15 protein-coding genes and 1 pseudogene are annotated in these 17958 nt (G+C 48.1%); 9 read left to right on the top strand and 7 right to left on the bottom strand.

Features of this window, described 5'->3' with window-relative positions; translation table 11 throughout:
* Positions 1–14: 14 nt before the first annotated feature.
* The gene (ribF, locus tag Q3O60_RS11735; RefSeq protein WP_305894127.1) at positions 15–974 is read right to left on the bottom strand and encodes a bifunctional riboflavin kinase/FAD synthetase; all 960 of its coding nucleotides are present in this window, start codon (positions 972–974) and stop codon (positions 15–17) included.
* A gap of 72 nt (positions 975–1046) precedes the next feature.
* Entirely contained in the window at positions 1047–2615 is a 1569-nt protein-coding gene (murJ, locus tag Q3O60_RS11740) for a murein biosynthesis integral membrane protein MurJ (RefSeq protein WP_305894128.1), read from the bottom strand.
* Positions 2616–2827: 212 nt separating this feature from the next.
* Between murJ and rpsT the strand changes: the two genes are divergently transcribed.
* A complete protein-coding gene (gene rpsT / locus Q3O60_RS11745; RefSeq protein ID WP_305894129.1) occupies positions 2828–3097 on the top strand; it encodes a 30S ribosomal protein S20 in 270 nt (89 codons plus the stop codon).
* A 96-nt stretch (positions 3098–3193) separates the two neighbouring features.
* Here the strand turns inward: rpsT and Q3O60_RS11750 are convergent, their stop codons facing one another.
* From Q3O60_RS11750 to Q3O60_RS11760, 3 genes are all read right to left on the bottom strand, one after another.
* Complete coding sequence (locus Q3O60_RS11750; protein ID WP_305894130.1) at positions 3194–3490, bottom strand: ArsR/SmtB family transcription factor; 297 nt, start codon at positions 3488–3490, stop codon at positions 3194–3196.
* A gap of 140 nt (positions 3491–3630) precedes the next feature.
* Entirely contained in the window at positions 3631–4002 is a 372-nt protein-coding gene (locus Q3O60_RS11755; protein ID WP_305894131.1) for a response regulator, read from the bottom strand.
* Positions 4003–4210: 208 nt separating this feature from the next.
* Entirely contained in the window at positions 4211–4609 is a 399-nt protein-coding gene (locus tag Q3O60_RS11760) for a hypothetical protein (protein ID WP_305894132.1), read from the bottom strand.
* 206 nt (positions 4610–4815) lie between these two features.
* Here Q3O60_RS11760 and Q3O60_RS11765 point away from each other — a divergent pair, with 206 nt between their 5' ends.
* Together Q3O60_RS11765 and smrA are read left to right on the top strand one after the other, a co-directional pair.
* Entirely contained in the window at positions 4816–5169 is a 354-nt protein-coding gene (locus tag Q3O60_RS11765; RefSeq protein ID WP_305894133.1) for a hypothetical protein, read from the top strand.
* Positions 5170–5226: 57 nt separating this feature from the next.
* Positions 5227–5814, top strand: coding sequence for a DNA endonuclease SmrA (gene smrA / locus Q3O60_RS11770; protein WP_305894134.1), 588 nt, complete (start codon positions 5227–5229; stop codon positions 5812–5814).
* Positions 5815–6160: 346 nt separating this feature from the next.
* Here smrA and Q3O60_RS11775 read toward each other — a convergent pair whose 3' ends face one another.
* A complete protein-coding gene (locus tag Q3O60_RS11775) occupies positions 6161–7081 on the bottom strand; it encodes a 2-hydroxyacid dehydrogenase (RefSeq protein WP_305894135.1) in 921 nt (306 codons plus the stop codon).
* 98 nt (positions 7082–7179) lie between these two features.
* On the opposite strand from Q3O60_RS11775, the gene Q3O60_RS11780 reads away from it, so the two are divergent.
* The 6 genes and pseudogenes from Q3O60_RS11780 to Q3O60_RS11805 all read left to right on the top strand — a co-directional run bounded on the left by Q3O60_RS11780 (position 7180) and on the right by Q3O60_RS11805 (position 17522).
* A complete protein-coding gene (locus Q3O60_RS11780; protein WP_305894136.1) occupies positions 7180–7977 on the top strand; it encodes a UDP-2,3-diacylglucosamine diphosphatase in 798 nt (265 codons plus the stop codon).
* 103 nt (positions 7978–8080) lie between these two features.
* A pseudogene (olsF, locus tag Q3O60_RS11785) lies at positions 8081–9794 on the top strand (bifunctional ornithine lipid synthase OlsF).
* Between the two features lie 178 nt (positions 9795–9972).
* On the top strand, positions 9973–11673 hold the full coding sequence (locus Q3O60_RS11790; protein WP_305894137.1) for a DUF3300 domain-containing protein: 1701 nt from the start codon (positions 9973–9975) through the stop codon (positions 11671–11673).
* Between the two features lie 269 nt (positions 11674–11942).
* Positions 11943–13652, top strand: coding sequence for a glycosyl hydrolase family 18 protein (locus Q3O60_RS11795; protein ID WP_305894138.1), 1710 nt, complete (start codon positions 11943–11945; stop codon positions 13650–13652).
* A gap of 78 nt (positions 13653–13730) precedes the next feature.
* Entirely contained in the window at positions 13731–14945 is a 1215-nt protein-coding gene (locus Q3O60_RS11800) for a lytic polysaccharide monooxygenase (protein WP_305894139.1), read from the top strand.
* A 135-nt stretch (positions 14946–15080) separates the two neighbouring features.
* Positions 15081–17522 (top strand): zinc-dependent metalloprotease, encoded by a 2442-nt coding sequence (locus Q3O60_RS11805; RefSeq protein WP_305894140.1) that lies wholly within the window; start codon positions 15081–15083, stop codon positions 17520–17522.
* 23 nt (positions 17523–17545) lie between these two features.
* Here Q3O60_RS11805 and Q3O60_RS11810 read toward each other — a convergent pair whose 3' ends face one another.
* Complete coding sequence (locus Q3O60_RS11810; RefSeq protein ID WP_305894141.1) at positions 17546–17911, bottom strand: hypothetical protein; 366 nt, start codon at positions 17909–17911, stop codon at positions 17546–17548.
* Positions 17912–17958 lie beyond the last annotated feature (47 nt).

A 17958-nucleotide genomic window follows, 5' to 3' on the forward strand; every position in this document is an offset into this window, starting at 1 on the left:
CCGTTGTTTATCCGTCATCGTTGTTCATTGGCTTCAACCTGCACTGAGGCTGACGACTTAAAAAAATTACGGGCAGCTTCAGCGTCCCGTTGAATTTGTTGCTGCAAAGCTGCCAGGCTGGCAAAACTTTGCTCATCACGGATTTTATGCCGTAATCGTACTTCAATCTGATTTCCATAAAGATCACCTTGAAAATCAAACAAATGTGCTTCTAGCTGCTCCGTTTTGCCCGAGACGGTTGGCCGAGAACCTATGTTGGCCACCCCCTGAAAAACGCCATAGGGCGTACTGACTTCAATGGCATAAACGCCATGAACAGGCAATTTGCGACGATACAACCACACATTGGCCGTTGGAAATCCCAATTCGCGGCCCAATTGCCTGCCATGCCGCACTCGCCCCATCAAGGCGAATGGCCGTCCTAGCATCGCTTGCGCCTCTTGCAAATCATCCTTTGCCAGTGCTTGACGAATCCGGGTACTACTCACCCGGTGAGTATGTTGCTTTAAACTTGCCGTAGGGGTTAAACCAAAACCAAAACGTTCAGATGCTTGCTGCAGCAAGCTATAGTTACCGGTTCGGTTTTTACCAAAACAAAAATCATCACCCACGATCAAGTGCCGCACGCCAAGTTGCTGCACCAACAACTGCTCGATAAAGTAAGCTGGATCAAGATCGGCAAAACGCCGATTAAAGTTCACACACAATAAACGCTCAACACCAAAGCTCGCCAGGCCATGGTATTTTTCCCGCAATCGACTAAGCCGCGCTGGGGCTTGCTCTGGTGCAAACAACTCTAAGGGCTGGGGTTCAAATACCATCACGCAGGATGGTAACTGACGCTGCTGAGCAACCGCTTGCAACTTCGCCAAAACCGCCTGATGTCCTAAATGAACGCCGTCGAAATTGCCAATTGTTAACACACAACCCTGATGCTCAGGTTTGATATTGTGTAACCCGCGAATAAACTCCATGCCTGCCTTAATCGTTATTCTGCACAGCTGTTGCTAATAAGCAGGCGATTATACCTGCTTATGTAAGGTTTTTCATCCCGAATGATGTTGCCTTTGGATCTGATGAAAACGGCCACCCAACAGCCATAAACAGCCAAAGTATCCAAGCGCAGCCAGTACACATGACATCAGTAGTTGACCCATTTGCCATGTTGTCGATTGCTGGTACCAAAAAGCCATGTCAGGGAGCCACCACCACAGCACAAAAGCCATGATGCAGCTGGCCATCATCACCCGCAATACGAACACCAAGCTGGTGCTTGATATGTGGTAGACACCGGTTTTTTGCAAGCCGCGGTACAGCAAAAAAGCATTCAAACTAGCTGATAAAGCGGTTGCTAACGCCAAGCCGACATAGCTGAGAAAAGGAGCTAACATCAGATTGAAAGCCATATTTGCTACCATAGCAATAATACCTATCCTTACTGGCGTCTTCATGTCTTGCCGAGCGTAAAAGGCCGGGGCCAAAATTTTAATCAACATGAAACTAAATAAACCAGTGGCATAAGCAAATAAACTGTACGACACCATATCAACATCGGTCGAGGTGAATTCACCGCGCATGAACAACACGGCAATAATAGGTTTGCCTAACACCATCAACCCAGCCATGGCAGGAAAGCCAAATAAAGCAATAAAACGCAGCGCCCAATCCAGTGTATGACGAAAATCTTCCATACTGGCACTGGCATGCATCCGGGATAATGTCGGTAAAATAACCGTCGCTATAGCAATACCAAAGAGGCCCAGTGGAAATTCAAGCAAACGATCGGAATAATACAACCAGCTGACAGCACCCGTTAATAAGAAAGATGCAATCAAGGTATCGAGCAATAAATTGATCTGACTGACCGACACCCCAAACAAAGCAGGTAGCATCAGAGTACGGATCTTAACCACACCCGGGTCACGCCAGCCCCAACGCGGCATAACCAGCAACCCCGCTCGAGCTAAAAAAGGCAGCTGAAACAACAGCTGGATCAAACCACCAAAAAACACGCCCCATGCCAGCGCAATGGCAGGTTCTGCAAACCAGTCGGAGGCAAACACCGCCGCAGCGATAATGGCAATATTGAGAAAGACGGGTGTAAATGCTGCCACAGCAAATTTATTGTAGGTATTAAGAATGGCTCCTGATAACGCGACAAAGCTTATGAACCATAAGTAGGGAAAGGTAATTTTCAGCATAAAGCTGGCCAATTCGAAACGAGCAGCGTCAGGTCCACCTTGCAACCACTCGATAAACCAACCCATCCCAAACAACAAAGCAACCAATGGCGATGCAATCACGCCAAAAAGCGTGACCAGCGTAACCACCACGCCTAAGGTACCTGCTACTTTCGCTACCAATTCACGCACAGCATCATCGCCATGCTTGGCTTTGACTTCGCTCAATACCGGCACAAAAGCTTGCGAAAAAGCACCTTCAGCAAATAGTCGTCGTAAAAAATTAGGGATACGATTGGCAAAAAAGAATGCATCAGCTGCCGCACCGGCCCCGACAAAGCTAGCGATCACCACATCGCGTAATAATCCAAGTACCCGTGAAATCAGCGTCATGCTACTCACGATCAAACCTGAACGTAATAATTTTTCAGCCACAACCTATCCTTGCTGGCAAATAAAGAAAAAACATCAATGGCTATTCTGACCTGTTCTGACGCTTAAATGCCAGTATTAATTGCAATCTTTCCATGCAAATTCGTGTGAAAAGCTGTGATCGGGCAGATAAATCATTTGACAAGCGATGGTAAAGTAGGCATATTATGCGGCCTTTAAAGAGTCCAGTTTATATAGTTTTTAGGAGTGTTACCTTGGCTAACATCAAGTCTGCTAAGAAGCGCGCAATCCAATCAGAGAAACGTCGCAAGCATAATGCCAGCCAGCGTTCAATGATGCGCACTTTTATCAAAAAAACCTATGCGGCAGTAGTAGTAAGTGATTCTGCAGCTGCACAGGATGCGTTCAAGAAAATGGTTCCAGCATTGGATCGTATGGCAGACAAAGGTCTGATCCATAAGAACAAAGCTGCACGCCATAAGTCTCGTTTGAACGCTCACGTGAAAGCGTTGCAAGCAGCTTAATTGCTGCTTCGCACAAAAAAACCGGCATTTAGCCGGTTTTTTTGTGCGAATAAAACGACGGTGACTACGTCAATCGCTTACAACGCATAGATCCAATTACTTATCACAGTACAAATCATGCAGTACCTGCAATACGGCTTTTACTTCACCACTTTCGATGCGATAAAATACCGTTTGTGCTTCTTTGCGTGTTTTTACCAAATGGTGACGACGCAACAAAGCCAGATGCTGAGACAAAGCAGATTGGCTCAACTCCAATCGGTCATTCATGTCACCCACTGACATTTCACCTTCGAGTAAATAACAAAGGATCAACAAACGTCGTTCATTGGAAATAGCCTTGAGTAACTGTGCGGCTTTCGCTGAATTCTTGCGCATTTCTTGCAGGTTCATATTCTCTTGCACCTATATGTCTAGACGGCTTATTATCACCTTTCGACAGATAATTCACAAGTGTTTCGCCCTAAGCTTTACAAAAAACACGATAGCATGGATAAAATATGCGCTAAATGTAAAATCTTCGTAATGGACACTCAGTTTAAATAAGGCTGCATCAGGTGGGAAATTCGTTTCACAGAAAAAGGTTTTACAACAAAAGCATTGGCTCCTGCTGCAATACTGTCTTTTAAATTAGATACGCTGGAAAAAGCCGATACCATGACAATTTGGCTGTGTTGGTTCTGAGATTTAAACTGCCGTAGCAACTCTTTGCCGTTCATGTCCGGTAACTGAATATCAAGAAAAACAAGCTGAGGCTGTAAACGAGTATATAATGCCCGCGCTTCAGCACCATCAGCCGCTTCCACGATATCTGGCACCCCTAACCCGAGCAAAATCTGTTTTAGATAACTTCGCACTGCGGCTACATCATCGACAATCAACACACATAACTTTGTTTTGGTCATCCTATACCACCCGAAAGAAATACGATGTACCAGCAGATCACTGATCTCCAATCGCATTCAGCATAAATATCCTTATTAAGCGCCACCATAGTAGCAAAAATAGCCACAAGCGCAAGCTAAACTGACACAGTTATATCGGGATATAACTAAGCGAGATAGGATACAAAACAGCGACTCTGACTACGAGGCGAGTCGTTAATACAAGGGGTCAACCATGTACTTGCGTCTGAGCATAGTTGCCCTTTCTGTGTTTACGTTGGCTACTTCGCAAGAACCAAAGTTGGTGGCCAATGATAAGGAAAATAACAGCAGATGGGTACAACAAAGGGGTTGATGCCCAAACAAACAACAAGAGGGCAGCGAGAATGTAAGTAAATGGAAGTAGCTCATAACACCAGAAAGGTAGTGGCCCAGCAGAACGTCCACGGATACCGGTATCCATCCTACGATGTTCTGAGCGTAGTACCCACACCAAACCTGCAGTCACAATCAGTACAGCACCAGAGAATGACGTTAATACCGGATGACCTGGCATTATAAACACAGTCATTGCACCAGCTATTGCATAGAGGTAAGGCAAAAACTCATAGAGTTTACCAGGTAACATGATTAATCCGGTATTTACTGACACTTTGTAAAGTATAGTCCATCACCATGCGTTTACCACTTTCGACCAGATAGCCGTCCACCTCCAGAAACCCCGGATAAATCATTAAAAAAAGTAATCTGAAACAAGTAAAAATACTCAGTTGATGAAAAATCATTCTGCTCAGATAATACGCATCAATAAATCGATATAAGTTGGAGGCAACAATGGAAGCCATCGTTTTTGATGTAATAAGCTGGATTGGTTTATCCATCTGTATTGGTGCCTTTTTTATTAAAGATGTCTTTTGGTTACGATTAGCTACATTAATTGGCTGTGCATTGATGTTCGTCTACTATATGTTCATTGCCATTCCACAAGGTGTGATCTCAAACCTGCTGGTGTTACTCATTAATGCCTATTATCTTGGTCTGTTTGCCTTGCAACGCCATAAAACCAACCAACTATTGGCTGCGGCTCCTGATGTTGAGCTGTCGACGAGCCATGGAGCCTTAACCGAGCCAGGCAATGAACTCGTGCAACCAAAGTCACTTGCAGTTCAAGCTGGCTCAGTGACATGACTCCGTGCCGACATCGGCGTATAATGGAATCATGATGCTGTTCAATCGGAAAAGTTTATGGCAACAGATGATCTAGATGATTTCCTGCAAGAAATGGCTGATGTAAAGCCTTTGCAGCACAATGAAGTGGAACCTGAAACCTCCGAGTTTAAACCTACCCTGGCGCAGCTCGCTCGACGCGAAGCAGCTGAGCAAGCTATGGAATATGATGCCAATTATTTAAGCATGGAATATGTTGATCTGCTGAAACCAGACGATGTAGTTGATTACAAGAAAGACGGCGTGCAAGAAGGCGTATATCGAAATTTACGGCTGGGGAAATATCAGCTGGATGCCACCTTAAATATGTTAGGAAAATCGTTAGTAGAAGCACGAAAACATTTATTCGATTTTATCCAAGATTGCCACCAACGAGGTATACGGACTTTGTTGATCCATCATGGTATGGGACGAAACAGCAAGCCACATCCAGCCATTCTCAAAAGCTATTGTGCCAAGTGGCTCAGCCAGATCCCCGAAGTTTTGGCCTGCCATACCGCACAACGGCATCACGGTGGGTATGCCGCCTGCTATGTGTTACTGCAAAAAAATCAACAACAGAAACGCGATAACCGAGAACGCCACAGCAAACGGCACCAGCCTTAGTTCAAATTTAAGCAGCTGATTTATAAGCAATAAAAAACCCCGCAACCGGGGTTTTTACGCTAATCCTTAGCAATCCATTCCTTGCTTTAACAAAAAAAGCAGACGGCTTCAGCTTTGGTTAAAAATGCAGATAACGCCATTAAACACACTACGATGACGATTGCGGTAAAGCCAAAACCACGACTGGACGCTTTACTCATAAATTATACCTCAGCGCTTAATTTTTTATTATTGTGAGCAAGTTAGCTTAAAAATTTAAGCTGAGGCTTAGTGTAGACAACTTGTTGTTTATTTACAACAGGTGTGTTTTTATACAGTATTCTGCTATTTCTGCACGAAAGTACCATTAATACCCCTTTTGTGGATCTACTTGATGCAATAACGTTCGGTGTTGTTGGCAACGTCGGTAATTTTCAGCAATTTGTTGGGCCGCAGTCTGTATATTGGTTACCGCTGAAATATGCGGCGTGATCATCAGTTGCGGATGGTTCCAGAAAGGATGCCCCGCAGGCAAAGGCTCTTGTCGGAATACATCAAGGCATGCTGCCTGTAACTGCCCGGTATCTAAAGCACTGAGCAGATCACGATCATCAACAATGGCGCCTCGAGCCACATTAACGAAAATGGCCTCAGGTTTAAAACTTTGAAACCGCTGTGCATTCAAAAATGAGTCGGTTTCAGCCGTCAGAGGCAACAAGCACACGACAACATCGGCAGCTTGAACGGCTTGTTCAAACTGCTCTATACCTGCAAAGCATTGTACATTCTCGATTTGTTTCGCTGAACGAGACCAACCCGTCACCTGAAACCCTGCTGTGACAAAGTGCTGCGCAACCGTCTGGCCTAAAGCACCTACCCCTAATACAGCAAGAGACTGAAGTCGTCTGGGCCCTTTCGGCCGCCACTGCTGCAGTGGTTGGTCATGAATAAACCGATCGAATCGCAGTTGATACATGTTCACTATGGTGTCCAAATAGCTCACCATCGCTTGTGCCAAGCCTGGATCAACAATCCGACTCAATGGGACCTGTGGTAAATCCCGATCGCTCAGAACAGAGTCCACACCCGCACCATAGCTTTGTATGGCTTTTAAGTTGGTGAAGTTGGTTAAGCTACCGGTGGGTTGCTTCCACACGACAGCAAACTCAACTCGCTCGGGTTGCACGATGTCAGGCCACTGTTCAATAACAACATCAGGCAATAATTGTGTTAATTCAGCTACTAAGCGGGATAAATCTCTATCTGGGATCACCAGAGCAATCGACATACACAAACTCACTTTCATTCAATCGTAAAAGAAATGTCATCACAATGACGCATCAACAACTCAGTCTAAGGGAGAACCAAGCCAAAATGGTGCCTATTATGCTGAACTGTCGAACCTTGTTTTTATCCGATATCCACCTGGGTTGCAAGAATTGTCAGGCTGGATATCTGCTGAACTTTCTAAAGAACTGCCACGTCGATACCATTTATTTATTGGGTGATATTGTTGATCTCTGGGCGATGAAAAAACAAGTCTTCTGGCAAGTTCAACAAAACCAAGTGGTGCGACAGTTATTAAAAATGGCCGAACAAGGTACTGAAATTATTTATATTCCGGGAAACCACGATGAAGCATTTCGTTTGTATGCCGGCAAAAGCTTTGGCGCCATCAGCATCCAACTTCGTAGCCAGCACACCACTTTGCAAGGTCTTCGTTTATTGCTACTGCATGGCGATGAATTTGACAAACAAGTTCAGTTAGCCCACTGGCATCGACGCCTTGGTGATCATCTGTATGATTTGCTGCTGTTTCTCAACCGCTGGAATAACCGCTTTCGTCAACGGATACAACGCCCCTACTTCAGCTTGGCAGCTTACATTAAAAGCAAGGTACCCGGTGCGCAACAGGCCATTGCCCGTTATCGCTCAGCCGCGGTAGCAAAGGCGAAACGGGCCGGCTATGACGGCATTGTCTGTGGCCATATTCATCACCCAGAGATTACCCTGCAAGATGGTATCTTGTATTGCAACAACGGTGACTGGATAGACAGTTGCACAGCTTTAGTAGAGCAACAAGATGGCAGCTTAGCGCTATACCATTGTGCAGAAACCTACCAACAACTCAGGGTCTGGTCAGCTCACAACAGACAGCAACAGCAGCTCAGCCAGGTTGCCTGATGCAGACACACGATAGAGTCATATTTTAGCCATAAAAACAGCATCAAAATGTCATCTATCTACCCTAGTCTACTCGTAACAAGTTCAAAGTGGGTGCCCGGTGATGCTGAATATTGAACAAATGATCCAACAGCAGGTTCCACAACTGGAACATAGACCCCTACTCAAACGTGTGACCACAAGGGTCTTGCGTCATTTACTGCATGAAAAAGAATTTATTCACTTTGCACAGCAATACCCACATCTACAAGGACTGGACTTTGTTGAGCAAGTACTGGATTATTTTCAGTTTCAAAGCACCGTCAGAGAACAAGAGCTGGAGCGGATCCCATCCGATGGTCGGGTTGTGATTATAGCCAATCATCCCATTGGCTCACTGGATGGCCTCGCTCTGATTAAGCTCATCAGTGATATTCGCCCGGATGTTAAAGTCATCGCCAATCAAATGCTGATGGCGCTTCCCCCTTTGCACAGTATGTTGCTTCCTGTTGATGCGATGCATGGCAAAACAAGGCGTCATTCTGTCGATCAGATCCACCGTCACCTAAGTTATGAGGGAGCGCTGATTATTTTCCCCGCGGGTGAAGTCTCTCGCCTAAAACCCAATGGCATTCGAGATGGCCAATGGCATGCTGGCTTTCTTCGCTTTGCTACTCAGGCGAAAGCCCCTGTGTTACCAGTGCATTTGCAAGGACGTAATTCCTGGCAGTTTTACTGCGCATCCATGCTGTATAAACCGCTCGCCACCTTGCTACTGGTAAAAGAGATGTTCCGACAACGCCAAAAGCATTTAGCGATACGGATTGGTGAACAGATCCCATACGACAGTTTTAGCAATCTTGCACTGGAACCTCGAGCCCGTGTGAAGTTATTCAAAAAACACCTGTATCGACTGGGCTGCAATAAAGCCCCCTTATTTAAAACTCAGTCAGGTATCGCATTACCCGAAGATCGAAAACAACTCAAACAAGCTATCGAGCAGTGTGAATTCCTTGGCCATACATCAGACGATAAACACATTTACTTATTTCAACAACACGGCAGTTCTCCCATCATGCGCGAATTAGGGCGATTGCGGGAAGTTGCGTTTCGTGCCGTAGGAGAAGGCAGCGGGCAGCGGGCAGCGGCGAGATATTGATCGCTTCGATGCTTATTATCAACATCTTATCCTCTGGGATAACGATCAACTGGATATTGTCGGTAGCTACCGCTTCGCAGCATCAGCCGATGTGATTGCTCAGCAAAGCCAGCAAGCATTGTATTGCGACGCTTTATTTAACTTTTCACCCGCGATGCAACCTTACCTCAGTGCCGGCTTAGAGCTCGGCCGTAGTTTCATTCAACCAAAATACTGGGGTAAACGCAGCTTGGATTACCTCTGGTATGGTATTGGCGCTTATTTGAAGCGTCACCCTGAGATTCGCTATTTGTATGGCGCAGTAAGCTTATCCAATAGTTACCCGAAAGCCGCTCGGGATCTGATGGTGTACTTTTATCAATTGTATTTTCATAAGCCAGAAACACTGGCCACCTCGAATCGGCCCTATCTGCTGCCTGATAGTGAGCGGCATGAATTGCAACAGCAGTTCATTGGTAACGATTATCAAGCCGACTTCACCCACCTTAAGCATTTATTGGCCAATATGGGGTTGAGCATCCCTACCTTATACAAACAATACAGTGAATTGTGTGAACCCGATGGCGCGCACTTTCTCGCCTTTGGTGTCGACCCGGATTTTGGTGATTGCATTGATGGCTTGGTGCTAATTGATATTGAAAAAATTAAACCTCACAAAAAACAACGCTATATCGGTTAATCGCCGTTTTTAGGCAAAGCGACTAAGCACGGCTGTGCTATGGTTCAGGTTAAGTTAAGCTAGAGTCGACTATAAATTAGTCAATAGCATACCCTGAGTATGCCTGAACTAACCCGTCCTGATGGTCGTATTAAATGTTTTAAACTGCCATCAGCAACGGGTCTTACGGGAGGACTTAATGATGTCTGCCTTATACCGAACCATCCACAGCTGGCTTCCACTAGTGCTGTTATGCTTGTTACTTAGCCCACAGTTGCAGGCTGAAGATGAACTTAATGAACAAGCTTATTTAGATCAGGTACTGGCGCCCATCGCCCTTTACCCAGACAGTGTGCTAAGTCATATCTTAATTGCATCCACCTATCCGTTGGAAGTGGTTCAGGCTTCTCGCTGGGCTAGCGAACATGAGTCATTAAGCTCTGAGCAGGCATTGCAGCAAGTGGAGCAAGAACCTTGGGATCCAAGTGTGAAGGCCCTGGTTGCCTTTCCTGATCTATTGCAGCGTATGAGCGACGATTTAGACTGGCTTGAACAGTTGGGCGAAGCGTTTCTAAATGACGAAGCTTGGGTGATGCAAAGCATTCAACAACTAAGAGAGCAGGCTTATGCGCATGGCTCGCTGGATGAAGTTGAACACATTGTGGTGCAACGCGAACAAAATGTGATTGTGATAGAACCGAAACAACCTGATATCATTTATGTGCCCTACTACAATACCAGAGTCATCTACGGGGATTGGCATTGGCCACATCATCAGCCCTATTACTGGCACTACCCTGGTGCCTATTATACTCATAGCGCTTTTTACTGGGGCCCCTATTATCGGGTGACACCGGGCTTTTACTTCAGCAGCTTTCACTGGCATCAACGTCATGTCATCGTGAATCATCATCATTTTTATCAGCCACCACGAGCTTACCCTCGTCGTGTTGTTCACGTGCATAATGGGAAGCGCTGGCAGCATAACCCCGTTCATCGTCGTGGTGTAGTGTATCGCCGCGAAGCACTGAATCATCGCTATTCTGACCGCCCACGCAGCTACACTCGTGAAGATCGTGGCCCCGCTCGGGAGTGGCGTCGTCCACCACGTCGTCAATCTTCCGGAGATGTGACCACAAGCTATCGCCAGAATGCTTCTGAGCGTCCAGAGCAACGCCGTTATGTCCGTCAGCAAAGCAATGATCGCACCGCGACTCGTTCCGAAAGCTTGCGTCAGCCTGATAGTCAGCGCCAGCAACGCAATACAGAGCGCCGCTCTGAATACAGCTCGGAACGAGGAACACAACGAAATACTGAAACAGGCAACAGAACCATTCGCCAACAAGCTAACCTGGAGCAACGCCGTCAACAGCTGGCTGATCGGCAGCAGCACGATATACACCAAGGCAGCGCGTCAACGAGATCGACACATCGTGACACCACAAACGGTCTGGAACAACGTCAAGCGCAACTGGCCGAGCGCCAGCAAGCCAGTCGTAACAGGGAGGCCACTGCAGCTCAGCTTAACCGCCAAACGCAGCGGCCAGCTCGTCCTGAATCACAACCACAGAACCGGGTTCGCTCGCAGCCTGAAGCTCGCCAGCAAACCAGTCCTGCAATCCGCCAGCAGCAGGTGAACACCAGAGCTCAGACGCAGCCTGCTCAAACTCAAAATAGAGTGCCGTCGCCCCGGCAACAAGCGCCTGAGCGCGTGATCAGACAGAGTTCGCCACAGCAATCGGCTCCGCAACAAGTACGTCAGTCGAGTCGACCTGCTCAGGCACAAACACCTCCATCCCGGCCACAAAGCGTGCAGCGCTCAACGCCACCAAGTCGGCCACAAGCGACAGAGTCAAGAGGAAACCGTTCTTCTGAGCGTCGTCAACGCCAAATTGATTAGTTGCAGCATCGCAGACAGTGCCAGTATCGTAGCTGGCACTGTCAATTTCCCCGCCATAAAACCGTAAATTTTTATAACTCCATTTCAAACACTTAACGTATTATCAGAACTTTATCATTTGACAACGCTGTCATTTGGTAAATAGTTGATACGGACATGCACCACGTAGCGACAAGGAACCGTTCGTCAGTCAGACATACGTTATCGCATGTTCGCACTGCCCTGCTTTAGGGGATGACAACATAAAAAAATCGCTTTTGGAGGACACCATGCAACATCGTATCAGCCAGCTTTGTCTGGCCGGGTCGCTGCTTGTTGTGAGCAATTTCGTTTTTGCCAATACACCGGGCACACCACAAATCAGCTGGATGCCGACACAGCTTGAACTTGAAAATGGCTCCGTCACCATTCCAATACAATGGGATATGTGGTGGGGAACCAATGGCAACAAATGGGTTTTGCTGAAAAATGACAGCGCTGTCCATAGTGCAGCGCTAACTCCGAATGGCCAGCAAGCGCAAAGTGGTCAAGCCAACCTTACCATCCATCAGCCAGGTAGTTATCAACTGCAAGTAAAGCTCTGTCTGGTGGAGGGCGACAATGAATATTGTCAGCCAAGTAGTATTACCACGGTTGAAGTGTCGGGCAGTAACGGTTCTGAGCCCGGTTTTGATCCCTGGACTGATCTGGACATGAGTTACTGGCCGCACCCAATGAAAGAGCGTAACCAGAAATACCAAAACACCACCGGGAAAAAAGTCGCCGCCTACTTCGTAGAATGGGGTATCTATGGTCGTAACTACCATGTAGCCGACATTCCAGCTGAAAACCTGACTCATATTTATTATGGCTTTATACCGGTCTGTGGCCCCAATGAATCGCTGCGTCAGGCCAACCCCGAAGGCTACGCCGCCTTAAATGCACAATGTCAGGGGAAACCGGATTACAGTGTGGTAGTACACGATCAATTTGCCGCATTGGAAAAGTCTTACCCGGGTGATCGCTGGGATCAACCTATTCGCGGTATTTTTGCCGAGTTGTACCGGCTCAAGCGCGCCCATCCAGAGGTGAAAATCTTGCCATCGGTCGGTGGTTGGACACTGTCAGACCCACTGTATGACATTGGCGTTGATCCAGCGGCAAGAGCCGTCTTTATCGACTCAATGATCGACTTTATCCGCACCTATGACTTCTTCGATGGCATTGATATCGATTGGGAGTTTCCGGGAGGCGGTGGCGCCTTGCCAGAGCTTGGGAGCCCACAAGATGGTGCAGGTTTTGCCATATTAATGCGTGAGCTGCGCGAAGCGTTGGATGAACTAAGTCTGGAAACGGGCCGTGAGTATGAACTGGCTGCAGCCATGAGTGGCGGCGTGCAGAAGCTAAGTGTAGTCGACTGGGAAGATGCCCATGCTTACATGGATTTCATCAACCTGATGACATACGACTATTACGGCGCCTGGAGCGGAACCTTAGGCCACATGACAGGGCTTTACCCATCTGAAAACTCACCTCTCGATGGTTTCTCAGCCGATGAGGCGGTGCAGTATCTGCTAGACCGTGGAGTGCCGGCCGAGAAAATAGCACTAGGAGCCGCCATGTATGGCCGCGGCTGGAGCAATGTCAGTGCAGTAAGCGACAACAACCCCTTCACCGGTATTGGCGGTGATGGCATCACCGGTGGCTGGGAGCGCGGCATCATGGATTACAAAGCCATTGAAGCCGACTTTATGGGGGGGCCTGAAGCCAGCGGCATCAATGGCTTTACTGTCGGCTGGGATGACGAAGCCAAGGCCAGCTATGTCTGGAACCCAACCAGCAACACCCTGATCAGTTTGGATACCAAGCGTTCAGTACGCGAAAAAGGCAGCTACATCCTGCAACATCAGTTAGGCGGTATTTTCGCTTGGGAAATCGATGCAGACAACGGAGCCATCCTGAACTCAATGCATCAAGGCCTAGGCCATTCAGAACAATAATGCAATGCAACAACTTACCCGCCCACTATTGGTGTGGGCTTTTCAACATCGATTGAAAGAGGATCCATGATGCAAACCATGAAATATATGAAGCTGAGCGCAAAGCAACTGCTCACCATCGCTACCTTGCTGGCTAGCCCAGCACTATTGGCCCATGGCTATGTCGAATACCCGAAAGCCCGTCAGCAAATCTGTAAGGAGGATGGCGGCTACTGGTGGCCCGCCGATGGCTCTGGTGTCTCCAACCTGGCCTGCAGAGCTGCTTTTTTGCAGTCAGGAGGGTACATGTATACTCAGCACCACGAGTTTGCTATTAATATTAGTGATTACAACAATATGGACGCAGTGCGGGCAGCCATTCCGGATGGCACCCTTTGTGCTGCCAATGATGATCGTAAAGCTGGTATGAATATCGCGTCCAGTCATTGGCAAACGACTGAAATCAACCTCTCGCAAAGCCAAATACTGCCATTAAGGTTTCGCGCCACCACCCCCCACAACCCCAGCTTTTGGCAGTTTTACCTCACCAAGCCTGATATTGATCCGGCTGCCCGGGCATTGCATTGGGACGATCTTGAGCTGATCTATGAGACAGGTAATACACCAGCAGAAGCCGGCTATTATCTGTTTGATGTGCCATTGCCAACCGATCGTACTGGCCCAGCTATACTCTATACCCGCTGGCAACGCATCGATGTGGTAGGCGAAGGTTTTTACAACTGCTCAGATCTCACTTTTACTGGCAGTGGTACCGATCCGATTGATCCCCCTGCTGACTGGTTTGATAAAGGCGCTTTTGTTGACTTGCAAATTCCGGTAGCGGCTGGTGATACTGCACAGCTTCGCGTATTTGATGACCAAGGTCAGGAACTGCTGGATGAAAGTTGGACCATCAACGCAGCACAATTACCGCTTGACTGGGCCTTTGAGCTGGCTAATCAGGTGAACGCCCAGCATGACGCCTTGATCCAAATTGGCGTGCTTAGTGACAACCAAGTGCAGCTCAGCCAGGATCTGGCAAGTAATCGCTTTTATCTGTCGGATAACAGCTACTTTGTGAATTTAGATATACGTGCTGGCGAGACAAACCCTATCCCGGATGATTGTCAGGGGCATGATCCTACAACGGCTCCGATTTATCCCGATTGGCCACAAACCGACTGGGCGGGTCAGCCGAGCCATGCCACTACTGGCGATCTGATTAGATATCAGCAAACACTGTATCAAGCCAACTGGTGGACCCAGTCGACACCTGGTTCCGATGAAAGCTGGACGCTGATCTGCCATTTTTAAAAACTTCACAGGGCAGTGCTCCACTGCCCTGTGCCTTCACTTCTCACAGAGCAGACGAATCGATTAAAGCTTGCACCAAAACAAAAAATCGCGCAGGGTATTGTTTCTATTCAGTTTGAATTTCGGAGCCTTCCTATGAGTTCGCGATTGTTGCTTCATAAAATGTGGCCACTGCAGTGGCTGCTGTACGGTTGTTTCTTCTGGTTGACCATCGCCAGCGTCCATGCCAGCATGAGTTCGATTAGTGCTTTTACCCAAGACATGGAGCAACAACAAGGGTATTACGATTTCTTTTATGACCCGAGTCAGGACAAGGTCTTCTTGCAAGTACCACTGGAGCCATCGCCCTTTATTTTTCAAAGCAGTTTACCACGTGGCATAGGCTCTAATGATTTAGGGCTGGATCGAGGCCAATTGGGCAAAACCCGCTTGGCTGAATTTCGCGTCCATGGTCCACGCGTGCTGTTAACCGAGAAAAATACCCGCTATCTGGCCTTAACTGATAACGAGGCAGAGCGTAAAAGTGTACAAGAAGCCTTTGCCGAGTCAGTGCTGTTTGGTTTTGATGTGGTGGCCCGCGATCAGCAGGCAGTGCTGATTGATTACACTCCATTTTTATATACTGATATTCATCAGATCCAAGCCCGGCTAAAACAATTGAATGAAGGCGATTTTAAGCCCGATGTATCACGCTCTGCACTGTGGCCAGATCGGATGAAGTCTTTTCCCCGTAATACCGAACTGGAAGCCAGAGTCACCTTTGTCGGCAGCGGAGCCGGTCAGTACGTTCGCTCGGTTACCCCGGAGCCCACGGCCATCACGGTACACTTGCATCATTCATTGATCCAACTGCCAGACGATGAATATCAGCCCAGAGCTTTTCACCCGAACAGTGGTTACTACGCCAATGGCTTTCAGAATTATGCTGCCCCATTGCAAAGTAGCATGGCGCACCGCTTTATCAACCGGCATCGGTTAGAGAAAAAGGACCCAACCGCTGAATTAAGCGAACCGGTGCAGCCTATTGTCTATTACTTAGACCCCGGCGTACCTGAGCCGGTTCGCACAGCTTTGCTCGATGGGGCTCGCTGGTGGAACGATGCCTTCACCGCTATTGGCTACAAAGATGCTTTTATCGTCAAAGATTTACCGGCTGATGCGGATCCAATGGATGTGCGGTACAACATCATACAATGGGTTCACCGCGCCACTCGGGGTTGGTCGTATGGCTACTCAGTGGCCGACCCGAGAACCGGAGAGATTTTAAAGGGCCATGTATCTCTTGGCTCACTTCGTGTTCGGCAAGATATGCTGATTGCACAGGGCTTATTAGCCCCATTCGCTGATGGTAAAGATAGCACCCGCTTACTGGCTGACATTGAAACCATGGCGCTGAATCGTATCCGTCAGTTATCAGCACACGAAATTGGCCACACCCTGGGCATCGCCCATAACTTTGCCGCCAATGCCCAGAACCGTACCTCGGTCATGGATTACCCTCACCCTTTGGTCTCCATGAATGACGAGGGTGAGATCCATTTAAATCAAGCCTACAGCAGCGGAATGGGTAGCTGGGATAAGTTTGCCGTTGCCTATGGCTACAGCGAATTTGCTTCGAAAGAGCAAGAGCAAGCAGGTCTCACTGCGTTATTACAACAGGCCCGCCAGCAAAACTACGATTTTATCTCCGATCGTGATGCGCGCCCCATCGGTGGTGCCCACCCCACCGCTCACTTGTGGGACAATGGTGCTGATGCCGAAGTCGAGTTGCAGCGCTTAATCACCGTGCGTCAGAAGGTACTGGCCGAGTTTGGTCTGAACAACCTTGCTGATGGCCAACCATTGGATCAACTGGAGCACTTATTGGTACCGATGTATCTTTTGCATCGCTTTCAAGCGGAAGCTGCGGTCAAACTGATTGGCGGCATGCACTACCGCTACTATGTTAAGGGCGAAGGCGATAGTAATTATCGCCCTGTTGAAGCCTCACGACAAAATGCGGCTCTCAGTGCTTTGTTGCAAACCTTAAACACTGATTTTTTGCAATTACCCGCGCAAGTTCAACAATTACTGGTTCCCAAAGCCTATGGCTCAGCAAATAGCCGGGAAGATTTTCAATCTCGTATGGGCTTAATTCAGGACCCGATCACCATGGCTGAAGCCAGTGCGCAACATAGCCTGCAACTCATCCTGCATCCTGAACGGCTCAATCGCTTACGTTGGCAACATCAGCAAGACAATGTCATCCCCTCTCCTCGCATACTGGCAGCCAAACTAAGCGAGTCCACCTTGCACCCACTGCGCAGTCAGGATGATGCCATTAGCCAGCGCGTTGCCTATTTAGCACTGCTACAACTGGCCATGGTCAGTCGTGATAGCAACACGGCACCAGAAGTCCGCGCCCAACTGGAGGCTCAGCTGCAGGAGAACGCGGCCTGGTTGCAACGCCACAGTCGTCGTGCAACCGATTCGGATTACTTCAGCTATTTAAACAAGCGGATTGAGCACTTTTTAACGCAAGGTGAGTGGCTGGATGACTTTACCCCAGTTCAGATGCCACCGGGCTCACCGATTTAATCTGTAGCTTTAAGTCGTACGGCTCAGAGATTATCTGCTGAGCCGTGCATTTCAGGGGAAGCAACCGGAGTTAATTGATGTACCTGAATCCGGCGGCCTTGCTCAGTACTGGCCGTAAAACGACCACGTACCCGAACCCGCTGCCCGACTAAATCCTGCAGCAGCTCATCAGGCACAATGCCAACCCGATTCTGCTGCTCGTCTTCCAGCCAATGATGCAACGGCTCATCAAAGCGCTGCACTGTGCCCTCGATAACCAGTACATGGCCATGAAAACGCTCTGGCTCCGCGACCAGTTTCGCCATAGGCACTTCAAGTACTGCATCGCTGCAACTGCTCACGAGCAGTAACAACGCTACACTTAGCCAACGCATGAGATGGTGGTGCATGACTATCCTCCTGCCTAATCAAAAAGCAAAAACCCGCGTTTGACGCG

The sequence above is a fragment of the Alkalimonas collagenimarina genome (genome assembly GCF_030717845.1).
Taxonomy (GTDB): Bacteria; Pseudomonadota; Gammaproteobacteria; order Enterobacterales; family Alteromonadaceae; genus Alkalimonas; species Alkalimonas collagenimarina.

Coding starts and splice junctions, on each gene's coding strand:
- ribF (WP_305894127.1), bottom strand. CDS start 974: ATGGAGTTTATTCGCGGGTTACACAATATCAAACCTGAGCATCAGGGT.
- Q3O60_RS11750 (WP_305894130.1), bottom strand. CDS start 3,490: ATGAACCTGCAAGAAATGCGCAAGAATTCAGCGAAAGCCGCACAGTTA.
- Q3O60_RS11755 (WP_305894131.1), bottom strand. CDS start 4,002: ATGACCAAAACAAAGTTATGTGTGTTGATTGTCGATGATGTAGCCGCA.
- Q3O60_RS11760 (WP_305894132.1), bottom strand. CDS start 4,609: ATGTTACCTGGTAAACTCTATGAGTTTTTGCCTTACCTCTATGCAATA.
- Q3O60_RS11765 (WP_305894133.1), top strand. CDS start 4,816: ATGGAAGCCATCGTTTTTGATGTAATAAGCTGGATTGGTTTATCCATC.
- smrA (WP_305894134.1), top strand. CDS start 5,227: ATGGCAACAGATGATCTAGATGATTTCCTGCAAGAAATGGCTGATGTA.
- Q3O60_RS11775 (WP_305894135.1), bottom strand. CDS start 7,081: ATGTCGATTGCTCTGGTGATCCCAGATAGAGATTTATCCCGCTTAGTA.
- Q3O60_RS11780 (WP_305894136.1), top strand. CDS start 7,180: ATGCTGAACTGTCGAACCTTGTTTTTATCCGATATCCACCTGGGTTGC.
- Q3O60_RS11790 (WP_305894137.1), top strand. CDS start 9,973: ATGATGTCTGCCTTATACCGAACCATCCACAGCTGGCTTCCACTAGTG.
- Q3O60_RS11795 (WP_305894138.1), top strand. CDS start 11,943: ATGCAACATCGTATCAGCCAGCTTTGTCTGGCCGGGTCGCTGCTTGTT.
- Q3O60_RS11800 (WP_305894139.1), top strand. CDS start 13,731: ATGAAATATATGAAGCTGAGCGCAAAGCAACTGCTCACCATCGCTACC.
- Q3O60_RS11805 (WP_305894140.1), top strand. CDS start 15,081: ATGAGTTCGCGATTGTTGCTTCATAAAATGTGGCCACTGCAGTGGCTG.
- Q3O60_RS11810 (WP_305894141.1), bottom strand. CDS start 17,911: ATGCACCACCATCTCATGCGTTGGCTAAGTGTAGCGTTGTTACTGCTC.